Source organism: Mangrovimonas cancribranchiae (assembly GCF_037126245.1).
Classification (GTDB): domain Bacteria; phylum Bacteroidota; class Bacteroidia; order Flavobacteriales; family Flavobacteriaceae; genus Mangrovimonas; species Mangrovimonas cancribranchiae.
In genome coordinates this window covers 1496186-1514551 of the sequence record NZ_CP136925.1, presented here as the reverse complement: position 1 = coordinate 1514551, position 18366 = coordinate 1496186, and the positions used below count along the sequence as shown (strand labels likewise).

The following is an 18366-nucleotide window of genomic DNA, read 5'->3' as shown; positions in this document are numbered from 1 at the left end:
TTAGTCGTTTCCTATTCTAATAATATCAGCAAATAACCCTGAAGCAGTAACATCGGCTCCGGCTCCAGCACCTTTAATAATCATGGGCTGTTCTGCATAGCGCTGCGTATAAAACATAACAATGTTATCTTTTCCTTCTAAGTTATAAAAAGGATGATTTTGAGGAATTTCTTTAAGTCCAACACTTGCTTTTCCATTATTAAATTCAGCGACATATTTCAATTTACAACCATTGTCTTTAGCTTGAGTAAATAATTTTTGAAAGTGCGCTTCGTCATCGATTAAGGTATTGTAAAAGTCTTCAACAGTATTACTTTCTAGATTGTTTTTTGTAAGAAAAGATGTGTTAGCAATATCCTCCAATTCCATTGTAGTGCCACTTTCTCTGGCTAAAATCAATATTTTTCTCGCTACGTCAACACCACTTAAATCAATTCTAGGGTCGGGTTCTGTATATCCTTCTTGTTGCGCTTGCTTAACAACGTCATGAAACTTTGTTGTATCGTTAAAATTATTAAACACAAAATTTAAGCTCCCAGATAGTACCGCTTGAATAGAGGTTATTTTATCGCCAGAAGCAATAAGGTTATTTAACGTGTCTATAACAGGTAATCCAGCGCCAACATTGGTTTCAAATAAAAACGGTGCGTTGTATTTTCTAGATAAATATTTTAGTTCATTATAGGTGTTAAAGGTGTCTGAACACGCAATTTTATTACACGCTACTACGGCAATACTTTCTTTTAAATATTTTGAATATAGATTGGCGACGTCTTTATTGGCTGTAATATCTACAAAAATACTATTGCGTTTATTGAATGCTTTTGTTTGGTTAAAGAAACCATCTAATGAAGCTGGATCACCATTTTTAAGTAACATTTTCCAATTTTTAAGAGGAAGCCCATCGGTATCAAAAACCATGGTTCTTGAGTTTGATAAGCCAATTATACGCAGATTAATTTTTAAGGTGTCTTTTAAGTATTTTTTTTGTTGTTTTATTTGTTCAACAAGTCGTTCTCCTACATTTCCAACACCGGTTATAAAAACATTGAGTTGTTTTGTTTTAATTTCAAAAAAGGCCTCATGTAGTGTATTAAGTGCTTTTTTAACGTCTTTTTTGGCAATTACTGCAGAAATATTTTTTTCTGAAGCACCTTGAGCAATCGCTCTTACATTGATATTATTTTTTCCTAATGCGCTAAACATTTTTCCGCTAATACCTTGGTGGTTTTTCATATTGTCACCAATAAGAGCTACAATGGCTAAATCGTTTTCTATTAAAATAGGGTTGATTTTATGCTGAGAGATTTCATATGTAAAGTTAGCATCGATAACAGTTTTAGCTAATTCGGCTTCAAACGCATTAACACCAAAACAAATAGAGTGCTCTGATGATGCTTGCGTAATAAAAACCACATTAATTTTATGATTTGCTAGAGTCTCAAAAAGGCGTTTTGAAAACCCTGGAATGCCTACCATGCCGCTGCCTTCTAAGGTTAGTAATGCTATATTGTCAACATTGCTAATACCGCGTACCGATAATGTATTACTTGTATAGGCTTTAGTGATTTGGGTACCTTTTGCTTCGGGTTTTAACGTGTTTTTAATAACTAAAGGAATACTTTTATCTAAAATAGGTTGTATGGTTGGCGGATATAATACTTTAGCGCCAAAATGAGATAACTCCATAGCTTCTTGATAGGATAAATGTGCAATAGGATAGGCTTGTTTAACAAGTTTTGGGTTGGCAGTGTACATGCCACTTACATCGGTCCAAATTTCAAGTTGTTCAACATCTAGAGCAGCAGCAACAATAGCTGCTGTAAAGTCTGAACCACCACGGCCAAGCGTTGTAATTTCACCTAGAGTAGATTTAGAAATAAAACCGGGTAAAATCGTGATAGTTTCTTTAGTATTTTTAAAGTACAATTGTATGTTATTGTAGGAAATATTATAGTTTACTTCGGCTTTAGTGAAGTTTGAATTAGTTATAATTAATTCTTGACTGTTTTTCCGTTTAGCCTTTAATTGACGTGATTTTATGGCTTCGGTAATAATAAAAGACGATAAAAGTTCACCAAAACTCACTAGTTTATCAGATGTTTTAGGAGATAGTTCGTTTATTAAGTAAATGCCATCTAATAAACTTTTAAGGTTGTTTAATTTTGTTTGTAATTTATCTGAAATGTCTTGTGGCGTATTTGGAATTAATTCCGATAGAATATTAAAATGAATGTCTTTAATATTATTGAAATCTGATATGTAGGTATTGTCTTTTAACTGAGCGTTGTAACCACACGCTAATAGTTTATCGGTAACGCCACCAATGGCAGAAACGACAGCAATGACCTTGCTTTTTTTAGAATATTGTTCTAATATATCAATAACTTTATTGATGTTTTTTGCAGAACCTACAGATGTTCCGCCAAATTTTAATACGTTCATTTTTAAATGACTTAAAAGGTTTTGTTTATTGAAAACGTGTTTAATAAAAACACAATGTTGCTGGAGAGATATAATTATACACAACCCTAACGGGTTGTAATGATAGCTGTAGAAATAATTGTTGTATAGCCAGTTGGGTTACTAAAAATAGTAGCCTTTATTACACTGTTATTTGTTACCTTCGTAAGCATATACAAATCAAATGTATTGTTTTAAATTAAATAAAAAAACTGTTTGTATATTTTTATAGATTTAACAAAAAACACTGTAAGTTTTTAATAAAAATGAAAATTTTATCAAAAGAACAAGTTTACGAAGGCGATAAATTAACAGCCGAACGCCAAAATATAGCATCCACCGATTTAATGGAACGGGCAGGAACACAAATTTTTAATTGGTTGCATGTAAGAATGCAAGGAGCGCAAGTTCCTATACATGTGTTTTGTGGTATTGGTAATAATGGAGGAGATGGGTTAGTTGTTGCTAGACATCTTGTAACACATGGTTATCATGTTAAAACCTACATTGTTAATTACAGCGATAAGCGCTCTAAAGACTTTTTAATTAATTATGAGAGGATAAAACAACGCACAAAAGATTGGCCAGTTTTATTAGATGAGCAAAGTGAATTACCAACTATCGCTTCGGAAGATATTATAGTAGATGCCGTTTTTGGAATAGGATTAAATAGACCGGCAGCTAACTGGGTTAAAGCACTTTTTCAACATTTTAAACAATCTAAAGCGTTTACATTGGCTGTAGATATTCCATCAGGATTATATACAGATAAAGTGCCCGAGGATGAACAAGGTGTTGTTTGGGCAGGACATACGTTAAGCTTTCAATCGCCAAAACTGGTTTTCTTTTTGCCAGATACAGCAAAATACACCATTCAGTGGGAAGTCTTAGATATTGGTATAGATGTGCAATACCTTTATCAAATTAATACGCAAGCCAATTTAATAGGAAAACATGAAGTATTAACTTGGTATAAACCTAGAGAGAAATTTTCGCATAAAGGTAGTTTTGGTCATGCTTTACTTATTGGAGGAAGTTATGGGAAAATAGGTGCGGTTAATTTAGCGAGTCACGCAGCGTTATCTTCTGGCGCTGGTTTAGTTACGGCTTATATGCCAAAATGTGGTTACTTACTATTGCAATCTGCACTACCAGAAGTTATGGTGTTAACAGACGAGGGTGAAAATTGTATTACTAATATTAAGTTTGATATAACCCCAACTATCATAGGTTTAGGAATGGGTATGGGAACTCACGAAACGTCATTAAAAGCATTTGAAAGTTTTTTAAACAGTAATAAAGCACCTTTAATTATTGATGCCGACGGTATTAATTTGCTTTCAAAAAATAATGATTTACTAGAGTTATTACCAAAACAAACTATTTTAACACCGCATCCAAAAGAATTGGAACGTTTAATTGGTGGTTGGAAAGATGATTTTGATAAGCTTAAAAAGGTATCGGCACTCTCAAAAAAATACGATATTATTATTGTAATTAAAGGCGCTAATACAATTACGGTTTATCGTGAAAACTACTATGTAAATTCAACAGGAAATCCAGGTTTAGCAACAGCAGGAACTGGCGATGTTTTAACAGGAGTTATAACAGGATTAAGAGCGCAAGGTTACGATGCGCTTATTGCAGCAATTTTTGGCGTGTATTTACATGGGAAGTCGGCCGATTTACAAGTTGAAAATTATGCGTATCAAAGTATGCTTGCAAGACATGTTATTGAAGGTTTAGGATTAGCGTATTTAGATTTATTTAAGCAACCCGAACAGCCTGAACAAGAAGAAGCTCAAGAGCAACAGTAATAAAAAAAGCCACTTTTAAAAGTGGCTTTTTAAGAATTTTTTTTATCTGTTTTTAAATATTTAATTCGTTAAATAACTCAATTAAAGCATCGCTAGAAGGTCTTGGTGCATCTGGCGATACAATGTTTCCATCAGGATCGATTAAAATAAATCTAGGAATACCGTTAATCTTGTAATTTTGAACAAACTCTGATTGCCAATTTTTATCAGAAATTAACTGTATGCCACCTAATTCTTTTTCTTCAACCATATTATACCACTTTTCTTTAGCTTTTTCCATGCTTCCGCCACCAGAACGTCTAGCATCATCAATAGAAATACTTACAAACTGAATGTTTTTATCGTGATATTTCTTTTCAACCTCTTTTAAGTAAGGAATTTCAGCTTTACAAGGACCGCACCAAGTTGCCCAAACATCAATATAAACGTATTTTCCTTTTAGGTCGCTTAACGATGTGGTACCACCAGCATGATTTTCGTAGTTTTCAAAAACAGGAGAAGGGCTGCCTTTAGGAAGTTCTTTTCGTAAGGTTATTTTACTAAGTAAATACCCTTGATACGATTTTAACATAGGTTCAACATTTTTTAAGGCATTTTCTGTAATTGTTGAATCTACTTTAGTATTAGATTTGTAAAATGTAGTTAATTCACTTTTAATGGTATTAAGTTCGTTAACAAGTGTAGTAGAGTCTTCTAGTTTACTTAATTCATCGATATTTAATAGGTCTTCTTCTTTTAAGCTTTTTTGAGCTAAGAAGTTACTATGTTCGGCGCCATTTCCAGTGTATTTTACCGTTTCATCAAACATTTTAGTATCGATGGTCATGCTAATATCAAAGCCATTTTTTAGGAAGATGTTTGTGCTTTCTGCGCCATCAAAAAGATTGTAAATGCCTGTATCTAATTTAAGAGTGTCGCTAAATGTGCCATCTGGGTTAACAGCAATGGTTTTAGAATAAGCACGACTTCTTACAACAAGAGAGTCGGAATTTTTATTGGTTATTGTTCCAGAGAACGATACATAGTCTTTTGGTTTTTCTTCAACTTTATTGCAAGAAACTGCAGCTAAAGCTAACAATAGAAGTGGTAATCTTTTCATGAATTAAAATTTAGGTTTCACCAAAAATAATGAGAAATTGATATAATTAGAGATTTTTAAGGAATAATTATTATTTCTTGGATTTCTTGATGTGATTGTTGAATTTTGCACTCTATTTTAAAAAATCATGAATAATACACACTATATATCATCCAATCCAATTGATTTAAAAACAATTTATAATATTGTTTCTGAACATAAATTAATAGAACTATCAGAAGAATCCATAAATAAAATTTCTACTTGCAGAGCTTATTTAAACGACAAGTTAAAATCTCAAAAAACACCTATTTATGGTATTAATACTGGATTTGGATCGTTATATAATGTGAAAATTTCTGAAGATAAATTAACCGAGCTTCAAGAAAACCTTATGATGTCGCATGCTTGTGGTACGGGAGATCGTGTTCCAAGTGAGGTTGTTAAGTTAATGTTGTTACTTAAAATACAGTCGTTAAGTTACGGCCATAGTGGCGTACAGTTAGATACGGTGAAACGCTTAGTAGATTTTTACAACAACGATGTACTTCCAATTGTTTACACTAAAGGATCGTTAGGTGCTTCGGGAGATTTAGCACCTTTAGCACATTTGGCATTACCTTTAATAGGTCGAGGAGAAGTCATGTTTGAAGGCAAGGAATACAATGCCTCAGATGTTTTAAATAAGTTTAATTGGAAGCCTATAAAATTACAATCTAAAGAAGGTTTAGCCTTATTAAATGGTACGCAATTTATGAGTGCCTATGGTATTAAATCTTTAATAGAAGCCTACAGATTATCTTACTTTGCAGATTTAATAGGAAGTATGTCTTTAGATGCTTTTGATGGCAGAATAGAACCATTTAACGAATTGGTGCATTTGGTTAGACCGCATAATGGACAATTAAAAACTGCTGAAAGAGTGCGTGAATTTTTAAGTGATAGTGAGTTAATTGTTCAAGAAAAGCAGCATGTGCAAGATCCTTATTCTTTTAGATGTATGCCACAAGTTCATGGCGCAACAAAAGATACGTTAAGTTTTGTAGAAAAAACATTTATAACAGAGATAAACTCGGTTACAGATAACCCAAATATTTTTGTAAACGAAGATGAAATTATTTCTGGCGGAAACTTCCATGGGCAACCTTTAGCTTTAGCTTTCGATTATTTAAAAGTAGCTATGGCTGAACTAGGAAATATTTCAGAGCGAAGAACATTTCAATTAGTTTCTGGCCTACGCGATTTACCCGTATTTTTAGTAGATAACCCTGGATTAAATTCAGGATTTATGATACCGCAATACACAGCTGCTAGTATTGTAAGCGCTAACAAGCAATTGGCAACTCCAGCGTCAATAGACAGTATTGTGTCTAGTAACGGTCAAGAAGATCATGTAAGTATGGGAGCCAATGCAGCTGTTCAAGCTTTAGAGTTGCTTAATAATCTAAAACAAATTTTAGCTATCGAATTATTTAATGCCTCACAAGCTATAAAATTTAGAGCGCCAAAAAAATCTTCATCATTAATAGAGTCGTTATTGTTAGTTTACAGAGAAACTGTTGCATTTGTTTCTGACGATAGAGAGCTTTATAAAGATATACAGTCTAGTGTGAACTTTATTGAGCATTTAGCAATTGATACTGAAGAAGTATTTAATTAGCATTTTTCCTTTTAGGAAGATATGCCGTTTTATTGGCCCACTTTATAGCGTTATTTAAGTTGTTAAAAACTTCAAATGGTAACCCAATAAACAGTTTTTCAACTTCGGTATTATCTATAATTGTAGTGTCGTTGTAAACTACAGCAAAACCAACTAAGTTTTTAATATTAGACATATTAGGATAAATAAGAGGATTAACCGAATAGGCCTTTTTTCTTAAAGAAATATAAACAAAGTTTTTTTCTTTAAATTGTTTTTGCGCTATTGTTGTAAGAATTTGATAGGATTCTGTTGAGACATTTACGCCTTCATTAAGAATAGAAATCATACAAGATTCTTGTATAATTACAGTACCATAAGCATGTATGATTTTTTTATTTGACATCAATTAAAGTTATACAATTTTTTGCAAAAATAAAAACCCTCGATATTATCGAGAGTTTTTAAGAATAAATGATATTTAAGTTATGGTTAACTTTCTGTTTTGTTTTTACTTTTAATAGTTACCTTTAAATCTTCGGTTTTTTCATTTAAATCCATGCTAATTTTATCACCTTCTTGAATGTTGGAGTTGATGATTTCTTCGGCTAAACGATCTTCAATGTACTTTTGAATAGCTCTTTTTAAAGGTCTTGCTCCGTATTGTTTATCAAACCCTTTTTCTGCAATATAGTCTTTTGCTTTTTTTGTTAAAGTTAAATCATAGCCTAAGCTTTTAATTCTAACAAATAGTTTTTCGAGTTCAATATCTATAATTTTGATAATGTCTTCTTTTTCAAGAGCATTAAACACAACAACATCATCAATTCTATTTAAAAATTCTGGAGCAAATGCTTTTTTAAGAGCGTTTTCTATTACGCTTCTAGCATTAGCATCGGCTTGTGCTTTTTGTGCTGATGTACCAAAACCAACTCCCGTACCAAAATCTTTAAGTTTTCGTGCTCCAATATTGGACGTCATAATGATAATGGTATTTCTAAAATCTATTTTTCTACCAAGACTATCGGTTAAATAACCATCATCAAGTACTTGTAAGAGCATATTAAAGACATCTGGATGCGCTTTTTCAATTTCGTCTAAAAGCACAACAGAGTATGGTTTGCGTCTTACTTTTTCGGTAAGCTGTCCACCTTCTTCGTAGCCCACATATCCCGGAGGTGCACCAACCAATCTAGAAATGGCGAATTTCTCCATATATTCACTCATATCTATTCTAATAAGCGAATCTTCACTGTCAAATAATTGTTTAGAAAGTACTTTGGCTAACTGAGTTTTACCAACACCTGTCTGCCCTAAAAAGATAAAGGATCCAATAGGTTTATTAGGGTCTTTAAGTCCGGCGCGATTACGCTGTATGGCTTTAACCACTTTAGAAACTGCTTCGTCTTGACCAATAACTCTTCCTTTTATAAGCTCTGGAAGTTTAGCAAGTTTATTGCTTTCTGTTTGGGCAATTCTGTTTACAGGAATACCTGTCATCATTGAAACAACGTCTGCAACATTGTCTTCGGTTACAATTTCACGATGTAATTTGGTTTCTTCTTCCCATTTTTCTTGTGCAATAGCTAATTCTTTTTCTAAGCGTTTTTCATCGTCGCGTAGCTTAGCCGCTTCTTCATACTTTTGCTTTTTAACAACCGATGTTTTTGTTTCTTTAACTTCTTCTAGTTGTTTTTCAAGATCAAGTACTTGCTTAGGAACATCGATATTTTTAATATGTACACGCGATCCAGCTTCATCTAAAGCATCGATAGCTTTGTCTGGTAAGAAACGGTCGGTCATGTATCTATTGGTTAATTTTACACAAGCTTCAATAGCTTCTGGTGTATAATCAACATTATGATGTTCTTCGTATTTTTCTTTAATATTATTGAGTATTTCTATGGTTTCGTCCACAGAAGTTGGCTCCACAATGACTTTTTGAAAACGACGTTCTAAAGCACCGTCTTTTTCAATGTATTGTCTGTATTCATCTAGAGTAGTGGCTCCTATACATTGAATTTCGCCTCTTGCTAAGGCGGGTTTAAACATATTGGAGGCATCTAAGCTACCTGTAGCGCCACCGGCACCAACAATGGTATGAATTTCATCTATAAAAAGAATAATGTCGTCATTCTTTTCTAGTTCATTCATTACGGCTTTCATGCGTTCTTCAAACTGACCACGATATTTGGTTCCTGCAACTAAACTCGCTAAATCTAGAGTAACAACACGTTTTCCAAATAGAATTCTGGATACTTTACGTTTAACAATTCTATTGGCTAAACCTTCGGCAATGGCACTTTTACCAACACCTGGTTCACCTATTAAAAGCGGGTTGTTTTTCTTTCTTCTACTTAATACTTGTGATACGCGTTCTATTTCTTTCTCACGTCCAACAACGGGATCTAGTTTACCTTCTTCTGCTAAAGCTGTTAAATCTCTTCCAAAGTTATCTAAAACGGGTGTTTTAGACTTTTTATTTGGTTTTGAAGATGGTGAGTTAAATATATTGTCTTTAGAGTCATCGTTGGTAGATGCATCTTCATCACCAAAAGTTTCGGCTCTTGGTTCTATATATTCGTCGTCGTTTGTAATCATAAGTTTAAACTGTTCTTTAACGTTATCATAATCTACCTTTAATTTATTAAGTAGTTTTGTTGTTGGGTCGTTTTCATTTCTTAAAATACATAACAACAAATGTGCGGTATTAATTGAGTTACTTTGAAATAACTTAGCTTCTAAAAATGTTGTTTTTAGAGCGCGTTCTGCTTGTCGTGTTAAATGCAAGTTCTTCTTTTCGTTAGAAGTAACAGTAACATTAGGGTTGGCAGGACTTAGTATTTCAACCTTTCTTCTTAAATGGTTTAAATCAATTTCAAGTGCATTCAATATATTAATGGCTTTGCCGCTACCATCTCGTAATAGTCCAAGCATTAAGTGTTCTGTGCCAATAAAATCATGGCCTAATCTTAACGCTTCTTCTTTACTAAAAGCAATAACATCTTTTACCCGTGGTGAAAAATTATCATCCATAAAAATCTCCTTTCAACATTAAATGTAACATAATTAAAGTAGCATAAGCAAATACTATACCTTAATTTAAACCAATAATTGATAAAGGACAAAAAAAACCTTATTATTTCAAAATTTTTAACATCTTACTTATTAAACATAATGTGTAAATGTTGTTAATAAAAAAACCTAAAAAACATTTCTGTACATCCTGCTGTTACTGATGAATTGGTTATATTAGCACGATGTGAAAAAATGAAAAAAACTAATTTGATTTATATATGGCAGAAGGAGAAAAACTAATTCCTATTAACATTGAAGATGAAATGAAATCAGCCTACATTGATTATTCAATGTCGGTCATTGTGTCACGTGCTCTACCAGATGTGCGTGATGGATTAAAACCTGTTCATAGGAGAGTGCTTTTTGGTATGCACGAATTAGGTGTAAGATCTAACAGTTCTTATAAGAAATCAGCAAGAATTGTAGGTGAAGTATTAGGTAAATATCACCCTCATGGAGATACTTCGGTATACGATACTATGGTTCGTATGGCTCAAGAATGGAGTCTAAGATATATGCTTGTTGATGGGCAAGGTAACTTTGGTTCAATAGATGGCGATAGTCCCGCAGCAATGCGTTATACTGAAGCTAGAATGCGAAAAATATCGGAAGACATGCTTGCCGATATCGACAAAGAAACGGTTGATCATAGACTTAACTTTGATGATACTTTAGAAGAGCCTACTGTTTTACCAACCCGTATTCCAGGGTTATTAGTTAATGGAGCTTCTGGTATTGCTGTAGGTATGGCTACAAATATGCCACCACATAATTTAACCGAAGTGGTAGATGGAACAGTTGCTTATATTGAAAATAACGATATTGAAATTGAAGAACTTATTACTCATGTTAAAGCGCCAGATTTTCCAACAGGAGGAATTATTTATGGTTATGACGGTGTAAAAGAGGCTTTTGAAACAGGACGTGGAAAAATCGTTATGCGTGGTCGCGCCAATATAGAAGAAGTTAACGGACGAGAATGTATTATTGTTAACGAAATTCCATACCAAGTTAACAAGGCAGATATGATTAAAAAAACTGCCGACTTAGTAAACGATAAAAAACTAGATGGTATTGCTACTATTCGTGATGAATCCGATAGAAATGGTATGCGTATTGTTTATGTTTTAAAACGCGATGCAATACCAAACATTGTATTAAATAAACTATATAAGTATACCGCTTTACAGTCTTCTTTTAGCGTTAATAATATTGCTTTAGTAAATGGAAGACCGCAATTACTTAATCTTAAAGATTTAATTCATTATTTTGTTGAACACAGACACGAGGTTGTTGTGCGCCGTACAAAATATGAATTGCGTAAAGCTGAAGAGCGTGCTCATATTCTTGAAGGCTTAATTATAGCTTCGGATAATATAGATGAAGTTATTGCGCTAATAAGAGCGTCATCAAATGCAGAGGAGGCTAGAGAGAAGCTAATAGAACGTTTTAAATTAACCGAAATTCAGGCAAGAGCCATTGTAGAAATGCGCTTACGCCAGTTAACAGGTCTAGAACAAGATAAACTGCGTTCAGAATACGACGAACTTTTAAAAACTATAGAAGACCTTAAAGATATCCTAGATAAAAAGGATAGACGTATGGAAATCATTAAAAATGAGCTTTTAGAAGTTAAAGATAAATATGGTGATGAGCGTCGTTCTACAATAGAGTATGCGGGTGGTGATTTAAGTATTGAAGATATGATTCCTAACGAGAAAGTGGTAATCACAATTTCTCATGCAGGCTATATAAAAAGAACACCATTATCGGAATATAAAACACAAAATAGAGGAGGCGTTGGCCAAAAGGCATCAACTACCAGAAATGAAGATTTCCTTGAAGATATTTTTGTAGGAACAAATCATCAATATATGATTTTCTTTACGCAAAAAGGAAAATGTTTCTGGATGCGTGTGTACGAAATCCCAGAAGGTACCAAGACATCTAAAGGTAGAGCTATTCAAAACCTAATCAATATTGAGCAAGACGATAAGGTGAAAGCCTTTATTTGTACGCAAGATCTTAAAGATGAGGAGTATATAAATAATCATTTTGTGATTATGGCTACAAAAAAAGGCCAGGTTAAGAAAACATCTTTAGAGCAATATTCACGTCCAAGAACTAATGGTATTAACGCCATTACTATAAAAGAAGGTGATGAGTTATTAGAAGCCAAATTAACCACAGGCGATAGCCAAGTAATGTTAGCTGTAAAATCTGGAAAAGCTATTCGTTTTGAAGAAAGTAAAACTAGACCTATGGGGAGAAATGCTTCAGGAGTTAGAGGAATTACTTTAGCTAACGATAAAGACGAAGTGGTTGGCATGATTACTGTAAATAACCCGCAAGAAGAAACCGTTTTAGTCGTCTCTGAAAATGGTTACGGAAAACGTACCTTTATAGATGACCCTGAAACAGGTGAAGAAACTTACCGCATTACAAACCGTGGCGGGAAAGGAGTTAAAACCATCTCGGTAACAGATAAAACAGGAAGCTTAGTTGCTATTAAAAGTGTATCTGATAAAGATGGCTTAATGATTATTAACAAATCTGGTATTGCCATTAGAATGGATATAGCCGATTTACGTACCATGGGACGAGCTACTCAAGGAGTAAAATTAATTAACTTAAAAAATGATGACTCAATAGCAGCCGTGGCCAAAGTAGTCTATGATGAAGATTCTATTGAAGGGGAGGAAATGGATGACAATTTAGAAGATGGCACAGCTATTGATAGTAATCAAGAAGAAAACAATAACGAAAACTAAAAATTAAAAAAATGAAAAAACAAATTGTAGTTGCTTTAGCACTTGCAATAACAAGTTTTTCTTTTTCTCAGAAGAAAGAGCTAAGAAAGGCAGAAAAAGCTGTAGATGGGAATAATTATGCGGAAGCTAAGACTTTGCTTAAACAAGTAAGCGGTATGTTACCATCTATGGATCAGGATTTGAAGGCAAAGTATCATTATCTTATGGCAGCTGCTATATACGCAAATGGAGCTGCAAGTAATACCGATATACAATCAGCACTTTCCAGCCTTTCTAATGTGGAAGGTGATTACGAAAAAGAGTCTTTAGAGCTTAAAAACAATATGCTACAGAGTTTTCTAACTAAAGGAAACAAAGCTTACGAAGGTAAAGATTATAGAGAGGCTTCTAAATATTTTGAAAATGCCTACAGGGTTTCTTCCCAAGACACATTATATCTTTATAATTCTGCAATTATGGCAGTAACAGTTCAAGATTATGACAGAGCTCTTGATTTATATGGAGAACTAAGAGATTTAGGTTATGTTGGTATTCAAAACCAATATTTTGCGGTTAATAAAGAAACAGGTGAAGAGGAAATGTTTGCTAGCAAAGATATGCGTGATGTATCTGTAAAAACAGGAAGCCACATAAAGCCAACAGAAAAACAAACAGAACCAAAAAATGCTGAAATTGTTAAAAATATAGCCTTAATCTATATTGAGAAAGGTGAAAAAGAAAAAGCTTTAGACGCTATGAGCGATGCAAGAGCATCAAATCCTGACGATTTAAACTTATTAATTTCAGAAGCAAATTTACATCTTCAATTAGGCAATAAAAAAGAGTTTCAAGCTTTATTAAAAGAAGCTACTAAGAGAGACCCTAATAATGCAGAGTTACAATTTAATTTAGGTGTTATTGCTCAAGAGTCTGGTGATGTAGAGTCTGCTAAAAAATATTACCAAAAAGCTATTGATTTAGATCCAAGTTATAATAGTGCTCAAATTAATATGGCTGCATTATTATTAGGAAGAGAGCAAGGTATTATTGAAGAAATGAACGGTCTTGGAAGTTCGGCTGCAGATAACAAGCGTTATGATGAATTGCAAGAAGAAAGAATTCAATTATTCAAAAGTGCTATTCCATATTTAGAAACAGTACTAAATAACGATCCAGATAATGTAGGAGCTGCACAAACATTAATGAATATTTACAGTGCTATAGGCGAAACAGATAAGTATAAAGCAATGAAAGCTAAAGTAGAATCTATGGGTAATTAATAACCCAAGTGTTAATTAATAAAAAAAGCCGCTATTATTTAGCGGCTTTTTTTATTTAAACTATTTTTTTTATAACTCGAAGTTTATGGGTATGCATACGTTTATCATGGTTATAAATTCCTGAATGATCAAGTCTGTCAATTCTTACTTTACCATGAGCGTGAATAATATAATTATCTTCCATGATTATCCCCACATGAATAATGTCTCCTTCATTATTATCAAAAAAGGCTAAATCTCCAGGTTCACTTTCTTCAATAAAACTTAACGATTCTCCTTGAGTAGCCTGTTGCGAGGCATCTCTAAGTAATTTATGCCCATTAAGCTTATAAACCATTTGCGTAAACCCAGAGCAATCTATGCCAAAAGGTGTTTTTCCTCCCCAAAGATAAGGAGCGTTCAAGTATAGAAATGCTGTATTTAAAAAATGACTTTTAGGTTGTTTTTTATTCTCAGTAGTTCCGTCATGCTTGTGTTTAAGCAGTTGTAAACCGTTTAACGTAGCTCCAAGCGGAATTGGGAATAACTGTTGGTTTTCATCTTCTATAAACTCTACTAAATCTGTAGCAATTATTGGAGCTTCGTTATGAAGTTGCTTGTATTGTTCTTCCGAAATTTCAACAAGTTGTTTATTGTCTATCCAGCCTTCATAATTATCAAAACCTAATCTAATTCTGCTCCATGATTTTCGCTTTTCAAGTATTTTAAAGTAATCACCATATAAAACCTGAGACACAAGTTCACTTTTGTCAGTAGGTTCAAATCGTAATGGTACGATACTTAAATTACAAATTCCGTAAAGCATTAATAGTGAGTCGGTTATGGGGTTATGCGCGTTCTATTATCATAGCAGATGCTCCACCGCCACCATTACATATTGCAGCAGCGCCTATTTTAGCATTATTTTGCTCTAAAACGTTTAATAGTGTTATAAGAATACGAACACCTGAGCATCCTAATGGATGTCCTAAAGAAACGGCTCCACCATTAACATTAACATTACTATCGTTTAATCCTAAAATTTTCATATTAGCTAATCCAACAACAGAGAAGGCTTCGTTAAACTCAAAAAAGTCAACATCGTCTAAGCTAATGTTAGCTTTATTTAAGGCAATTGGTAGCGCTTTTGCAGGAGCAGTAGTAAACCATTTTGGGTCTTGTGCTGCATCGGCATAACTTTTTATAATAGCTAAAGGTTTAAGCCCTAACTCTTCAGCTTTATCTTTACTCATAAGTACCATGGCACCAGCTCCATCGTTTATAGTAGAAGCATTGGCAGCGGTTACGGTTCCTTCTTTTGTAAATGCTGGGCGTAATGCTGGAATTTTTTCTAATTTTACGTTAGTATATTCTTCATCTTTTGAAACAATTACTGGTTCTCCACGACGCTGAGGAACTTCAACAGGCACTACTTCATTGTCAAACTTTCCTGCATCCCAAGCAGCGGCAGATCTTTTATAAGACTCCATAGCAAAAGCATCTTGGTCTTCTCTAGAAAAATCATATTCTACAGCACAAGCATCGGCACAAACACCCATTGCATTATTATCGTAAGCATCTACAAGGCCATCTTTTTGCATACCATCTTCCATAACGGCAGGACCAAATTTCTTGCTACTTCTTGCATGGTAGTAGTGAGGTATTAAACTCATATTTTCCATACCACCTGCCACAACAACCTCAGCATCACCTAAAGCAATAGCTTGGGCAGCTTGCATAACACTTTTCATTCCTGAAGCACATACTTTATTAACTGTAGTACAAGGAACGTTTTCTGAAATACCTGCGTAAATAGCCGCTTGTCTAGCAGGAGCTTGACCTGTACCAGCTTGAACAACATTTCCCATAATAACCTCTTGAACCTGACTTGGATCTAGATTTATTTTTTCTAACGCACCTTTTATGGCGACAGCACCTAATTTAGGAGCTGGAATAGTTGATAATCCTCCTAAAAAGCTTCCTATAGGAGTTCTAGCTGCAGATACAATAACGACTTCTTTACTCATATGTATTTTTTAGTTTTTTTGTTGATGCACAAAATTAATCATTTTTTACCACAATTGATAATGTAACAGCGATTATAAACGGTTTATATATCGACTATAATTTACTACATTTGAATTATTGAACCTTCATTGATGAAAGACTTTATTAATTCGCTTTATCGTAATCATTCGCTTGTTTACAAGATTTTACTCTACATAAGCGCCACGTTTTTAATTGTTTATTTGTTTCCTAAAAGTGGGAAGTTTAAATATAATTTTGAGCGCGGTAAGCCATGGCAGTCCGAAAATCTTTATGCGCCTTTTGATTTTGCTATAAAGAAAACAACCTCTGAGGTCAATACAGAAAAAAATGAGGTAAGAAATCAGTCTGTGTTATATTTTAACCTAGAAGCAGACGTTAAGCAACAGGTGATAACGTCCTTTTTACAAGATTATAAAAGCCTTCTTTCAGATTCTTTACAAGGACATAGAGAAAGCAATATTATAAGTGCTGGAGAGAATATTATTGACAGATTATATAAAAAAGGGGTTTTAGACCAAGATTATGACTTTCCTTTAAATAAAAAAGTGGTTATTCTAGAAAACAGAATCGAGCGAAGTTCTGGAATATATAGTGACCTAACGAAACAAAGTGATTTAAGAACAATAATAAATAGCGAATTAGTTAAAAATAATTTAGAAGAGTATTTTAATCAATTCACTTCATTGTTTTTTGATATTGTTGAGCCCAATTTAACCTATAACAAAGTGTTTACAGAGAAAGCACTTCAAAATGAGTTAAGCAAAATTTCATACACACGAGGAAGCGTAGAACGCGAAACATTAATCATTTCAAAAGGTGAAGTTGTAGAGGGCGATAAATATCAAAAGTTAAAATCGCTTGAAGCCGAATATGAATCTCAAGTTTGGAGCGACTCTAATTATAACTGGATTGTGTTTGCTTATACACTATTAGTTGCTTTAGCTTTACTCATGTTATTATTGTTTTTACGAAAATACAGACCAGAAGTTTTTGAAAATAATACTAAAGTAACCTTTATCTTTTTCAATATCTTTTTAATGGTATTGCTAACTACTTTGGTTGTTAATTTTGATGCGCAATATATTTACGTGGTTCCTATATGTATTTTGCCTTTAGTTCTTAAAGCCTTTTTCGATGCTAGGTTAGGGCTATTTTCTCATGTAATAACTGTATTATTATTAGGATCTATAGTGTCGAATAGTTACGAGTATATGTTTTTGCAAATTATAGCAGGAATAGTAACCATATTAACAGTTTCAGAGCTGTATAAAAGGGCTAATTTATTTATTTCGGTAGGACAAATAACCATGATTTATATTGTGGCTTATTTTGCTTTTTTTGTAATTCATGAAGGCAGTGTTGAAAACTTAAAATGGGAAACCTTTGGACTGTTTGTATTGTGTGGTTTGGCAACCTTATTTGTACAACCATTAATTTATGTTTACGAAAAAATATTTGGTTTAGTATCAGATGTGTCATTATTGGAATTATCTGACACCAATTCTAAACTACTAAAAGAGCTATCCAATAAAGCACCCGGTACGTTTCACCATTCGTTAAATGTAGCCAATTTAGCAGAAGCTTCGGCAAATGAAATAGGTGCCAATGCTATGCTGGTTAGAGTAGGGGCACTGTATCACGATATTGGAAAAATGAAAAACCCTACTTATTTTACCGAAAACCAATCTACAGGAATTAATCCGCATGATGAGCTATCTTCAAAAGAAAGTGCTAGTATTATTATAGACCATGTTATTAATGGTATTGAAATTGCCAAAAAGAACAATTTACCAGATCGTGTTATAGATTTTATTAGAACACATCACGGAACAAGTGTCGTGTACTATTTTTATTCTAAAGAGAAAAAACTAAACGAAGAAGTAGATAAAACCGATTTTACTTATCCAGGTCCCAAACCATTTAGTAAAGAAACCGCGATATTAATGATGTGTGATAGTGTTGAAGCAGCCTCGAAAAGTTTAAAAGAACCTACATCGACTAAGATTGATAGTTTTGTGGAAAATATTATCAATAAACAAATGGCTGAAGAACAATTTTTAAACGCCAACATTACGTTTAAAGAAATTCAAGCCATTAAAAAAGTGCTAAAACGCAAATTAGCAAACATTTACCATTTAAGAATTGAATATCCTGAATAAATTGATAAAAAAATATTTGAAATAGTTGCGTTCTTGAAGATGATGCGTTACATTTGCATCCGCATTTGAGGAAT

At 33.4% G+C, this 18366-nt stretch carries 11 protein-coding genes; 5 read left to right on the top strand and 6 right to left on the bottom strand.

Annotation, left to right across the window (positions count from 1 at the left end):
- The gene (thrA, locus tag R3L15_RS06770; protein ID WP_338734053.1) at positions 1 to 2445 is read right to left on the bottom strand and encodes a bifunctional aspartate kinase/homoserine dehydrogenase I; all 2445 of its coding nucleotides are present in this window, start codon (positions 2443 to 2445) and stop codon (positions 1 to 3) included.
- Positions 2446 to 2729: 284 nt separating this feature from the next.
- On the opposite strand from thrA, the gene R3L15_RS06765 reads away from it, so the two are divergent.
- Positions 2730 to 4280 (top strand): NAD(P)H-hydrate dehydratase, encoded by a 1551-nt coding sequence (locus tag R3L15_RS06765; RefSeq protein ID WP_338734051.1) that lies wholly within the window; start codon positions 2730 to 2732, stop codon positions 4278 to 4280.
- 52 nt (positions 4281 to 4332) lie between these two features.
- On the opposite strand, the gene R3L15_RS06760 is transcribed toward R3L15_RS06765, so the two are convergent.
- The gene (locus tag R3L15_RS06760; protein ID WP_338734050.1) at positions 4333 to 5379 is read right to left on the bottom strand and encodes a TlpA disulfide reductase family protein; all 1047 of its coding nucleotides are present in this window, start codon (positions 5377 to 5379) and stop codon (positions 4333 to 4335) included.
- A 127-nt stretch (positions 5380 to 5506) separates the two neighbouring features.
- On the opposite strand from R3L15_RS06760, the gene hutH reads away from it, so the two are divergent.
- On the top strand, positions 5507 to 7018 hold the full coding sequence (gene hutH, locus R3L15_RS06755) for a histidine ammonia-lyase (protein WP_338734048.1): 1512 nt from the start codon (positions 5507 to 5509) through the stop codon (positions 7016 to 7018).
- On the opposite strand, the gene R3L15_RS06750 is transcribed toward hutH, so the two are convergent.
- Positions 7011 to 7403 (bottom strand): hypothetical protein, encoded by a 393-nt coding sequence (locus tag R3L15_RS06750; protein ID WP_338734047.1) that lies wholly within the window; start codon positions 7401 to 7403, stop codon positions 7011 to 7013. The genes hutH and R3L15_RS06750 overlap by 8 nt on opposite strands.
- An 86-nt stretch (positions 7404 to 7489) precedes the next feature.
- Entirely contained in the window at positions 7490 to 10033 is a 2544-nt protein-coding gene (locus tag R3L15_RS06745; protein ID WP_338734045.1) for an ATP-dependent Clp protease ATP-binding subunit, read from the bottom strand.
- A gap of 260 nt (positions 10034 to 10293) precedes the next feature.
- Here R3L15_RS06745 and gyrA point away from each other — a divergent pair, with 260 nt between their 5' ends.
- Together gyrA and R3L15_RS06735 are read left to right on the top strand one after the other, a co-directional pair.
- Positions 10294 to 12846 (top strand): DNA gyrase subunit A, encoded by a 2553-nt coding sequence (gyrA, locus tag R3L15_RS06740; protein WP_338734044.1) that lies wholly within the window; start codon positions 10294 to 10296, stop codon positions 12844 to 12846.
- Positions 12847 to 12857: 11 nt separating this feature from the next.
- Positions 12858 to 14105, top strand: coding sequence for a tetratricopeptide repeat protein (locus R3L15_RS06735; protein WP_338734042.1), 1248 nt, complete (start codon positions 12858 to 12860; stop codon positions 14103 to 14105).
- A 55-nt stretch (positions 14106 to 14160) separates the two neighbouring features.
- On the opposite strand, the gene R3L15_RS06730 is transcribed toward R3L15_RS06735, so the two are convergent.
- Positions 14161 to 14910 (bottom strand): C40 family peptidase, encoded by a 750-nt coding sequence (locus R3L15_RS06730; protein WP_338734041.1) that lies wholly within the window; start codon positions 14908 to 14910, stop codon positions 14161 to 14163.
- A 22-nt stretch (positions 14911 to 14932) separates the two neighbouring features.
- A complete protein-coding gene (locus tag R3L15_RS06725) occupies positions 14933 to 16111 on the bottom strand; it encodes an acetyl-CoA C-acyltransferase (RefSeq protein ID WP_338734039.1) in 1179 nt (392 codons plus the stop codon).
- Positions 16112 to 16243: 132 nt separating this feature from the next.
- Here R3L15_RS06725 and R3L15_RS06720 point away from each other — a divergent pair, with 132 nt between their 5' ends.
- The gene (locus R3L15_RS06720; RefSeq protein ID WP_338734037.1) at positions 16244 to 18292 is read left to right on the top strand and encodes an HDIG domain-containing metalloprotein; all 2049 of its coding nucleotides are present in this window, start codon (positions 16244 to 16246) and stop codon (positions 18290 to 18292) included.
- The last annotated feature ends 74 nt before the right edge of the window (positions 18293 to 18366 follow it).

Bases quoted from the DNA above. Each gene is read 5' to 3' on its own strand.
- thrA (WP_338734053.1), bottom strand. From the start codon at position 2,445: ATGAACGTATTAAAATTTGGCGGAACATCTGTAGGTTCTGCAAAAAAC.
- gyrA (WP_338734044.1), top strand. From the start codon at position 10,294: ATGGCAGAAGGAGAAAAACTAATTCCTATTAACATTGAAGATGAAATG.
- hutH (WP_338734048.1), top strand. From the start codon at position 5,507: ATGAATAATACACACTATATATCATCCAATCCAATTGATTTAAAAACA.
- R3L15_RS06765 (WP_338734051.1), top strand. From the start codon at position 2,730: ATGAAAATTTTATCAAAAGAACAAGTTTACGAAGGCGATAAATTAACA.
- R3L15_RS06735 (WP_338734042.1), top strand. From the start codon at position 12,858: ATGAAAAAACAAATTGTAGTTGCTTTAGCACTTGCAATAACAAGTTTT.
- R3L15_RS06720 (WP_338734037.1), top strand. From the start codon at position 16,244: ATGAAAGACTTTATTAATTCGCTTTATCGTAATCATTCGCTTGTTTAC.
- R3L15_RS06725 (WP_338734039.1), bottom strand. From the start codon at position 16,111: ATGAGTAAAGAAGTCGTTATTGTATCTGCAGCTAGAACTCCTATAGGA.
- R3L15_RS06745 (WP_338734045.1), bottom strand. From the start codon at position 10,033: ATGGATGATAATTTTTCACCACGGGTAAAAGATGTTATTGCTTTTAGT.
- R3L15_RS06730 (WP_338734041.1), bottom strand. From the start codon at position 14,910: ATGCTTTACGGAATTTGTAATTTAAGTATCGTACCATTACGATTTGAA.
- R3L15_RS06760 (WP_338734050.1), bottom strand. From the start codon at position 5,379: ATGAAAAGATTACCACTTCTATTGTTAGCTTTAGCTGCAGTTTCTTGC.
- R3L15_RS06750 (WP_338734047.1), bottom strand. From the start codon at position 7,403: ATGTCAAATAAAAAAATCATACATGCTTATGGTACTGTAATTATACAA.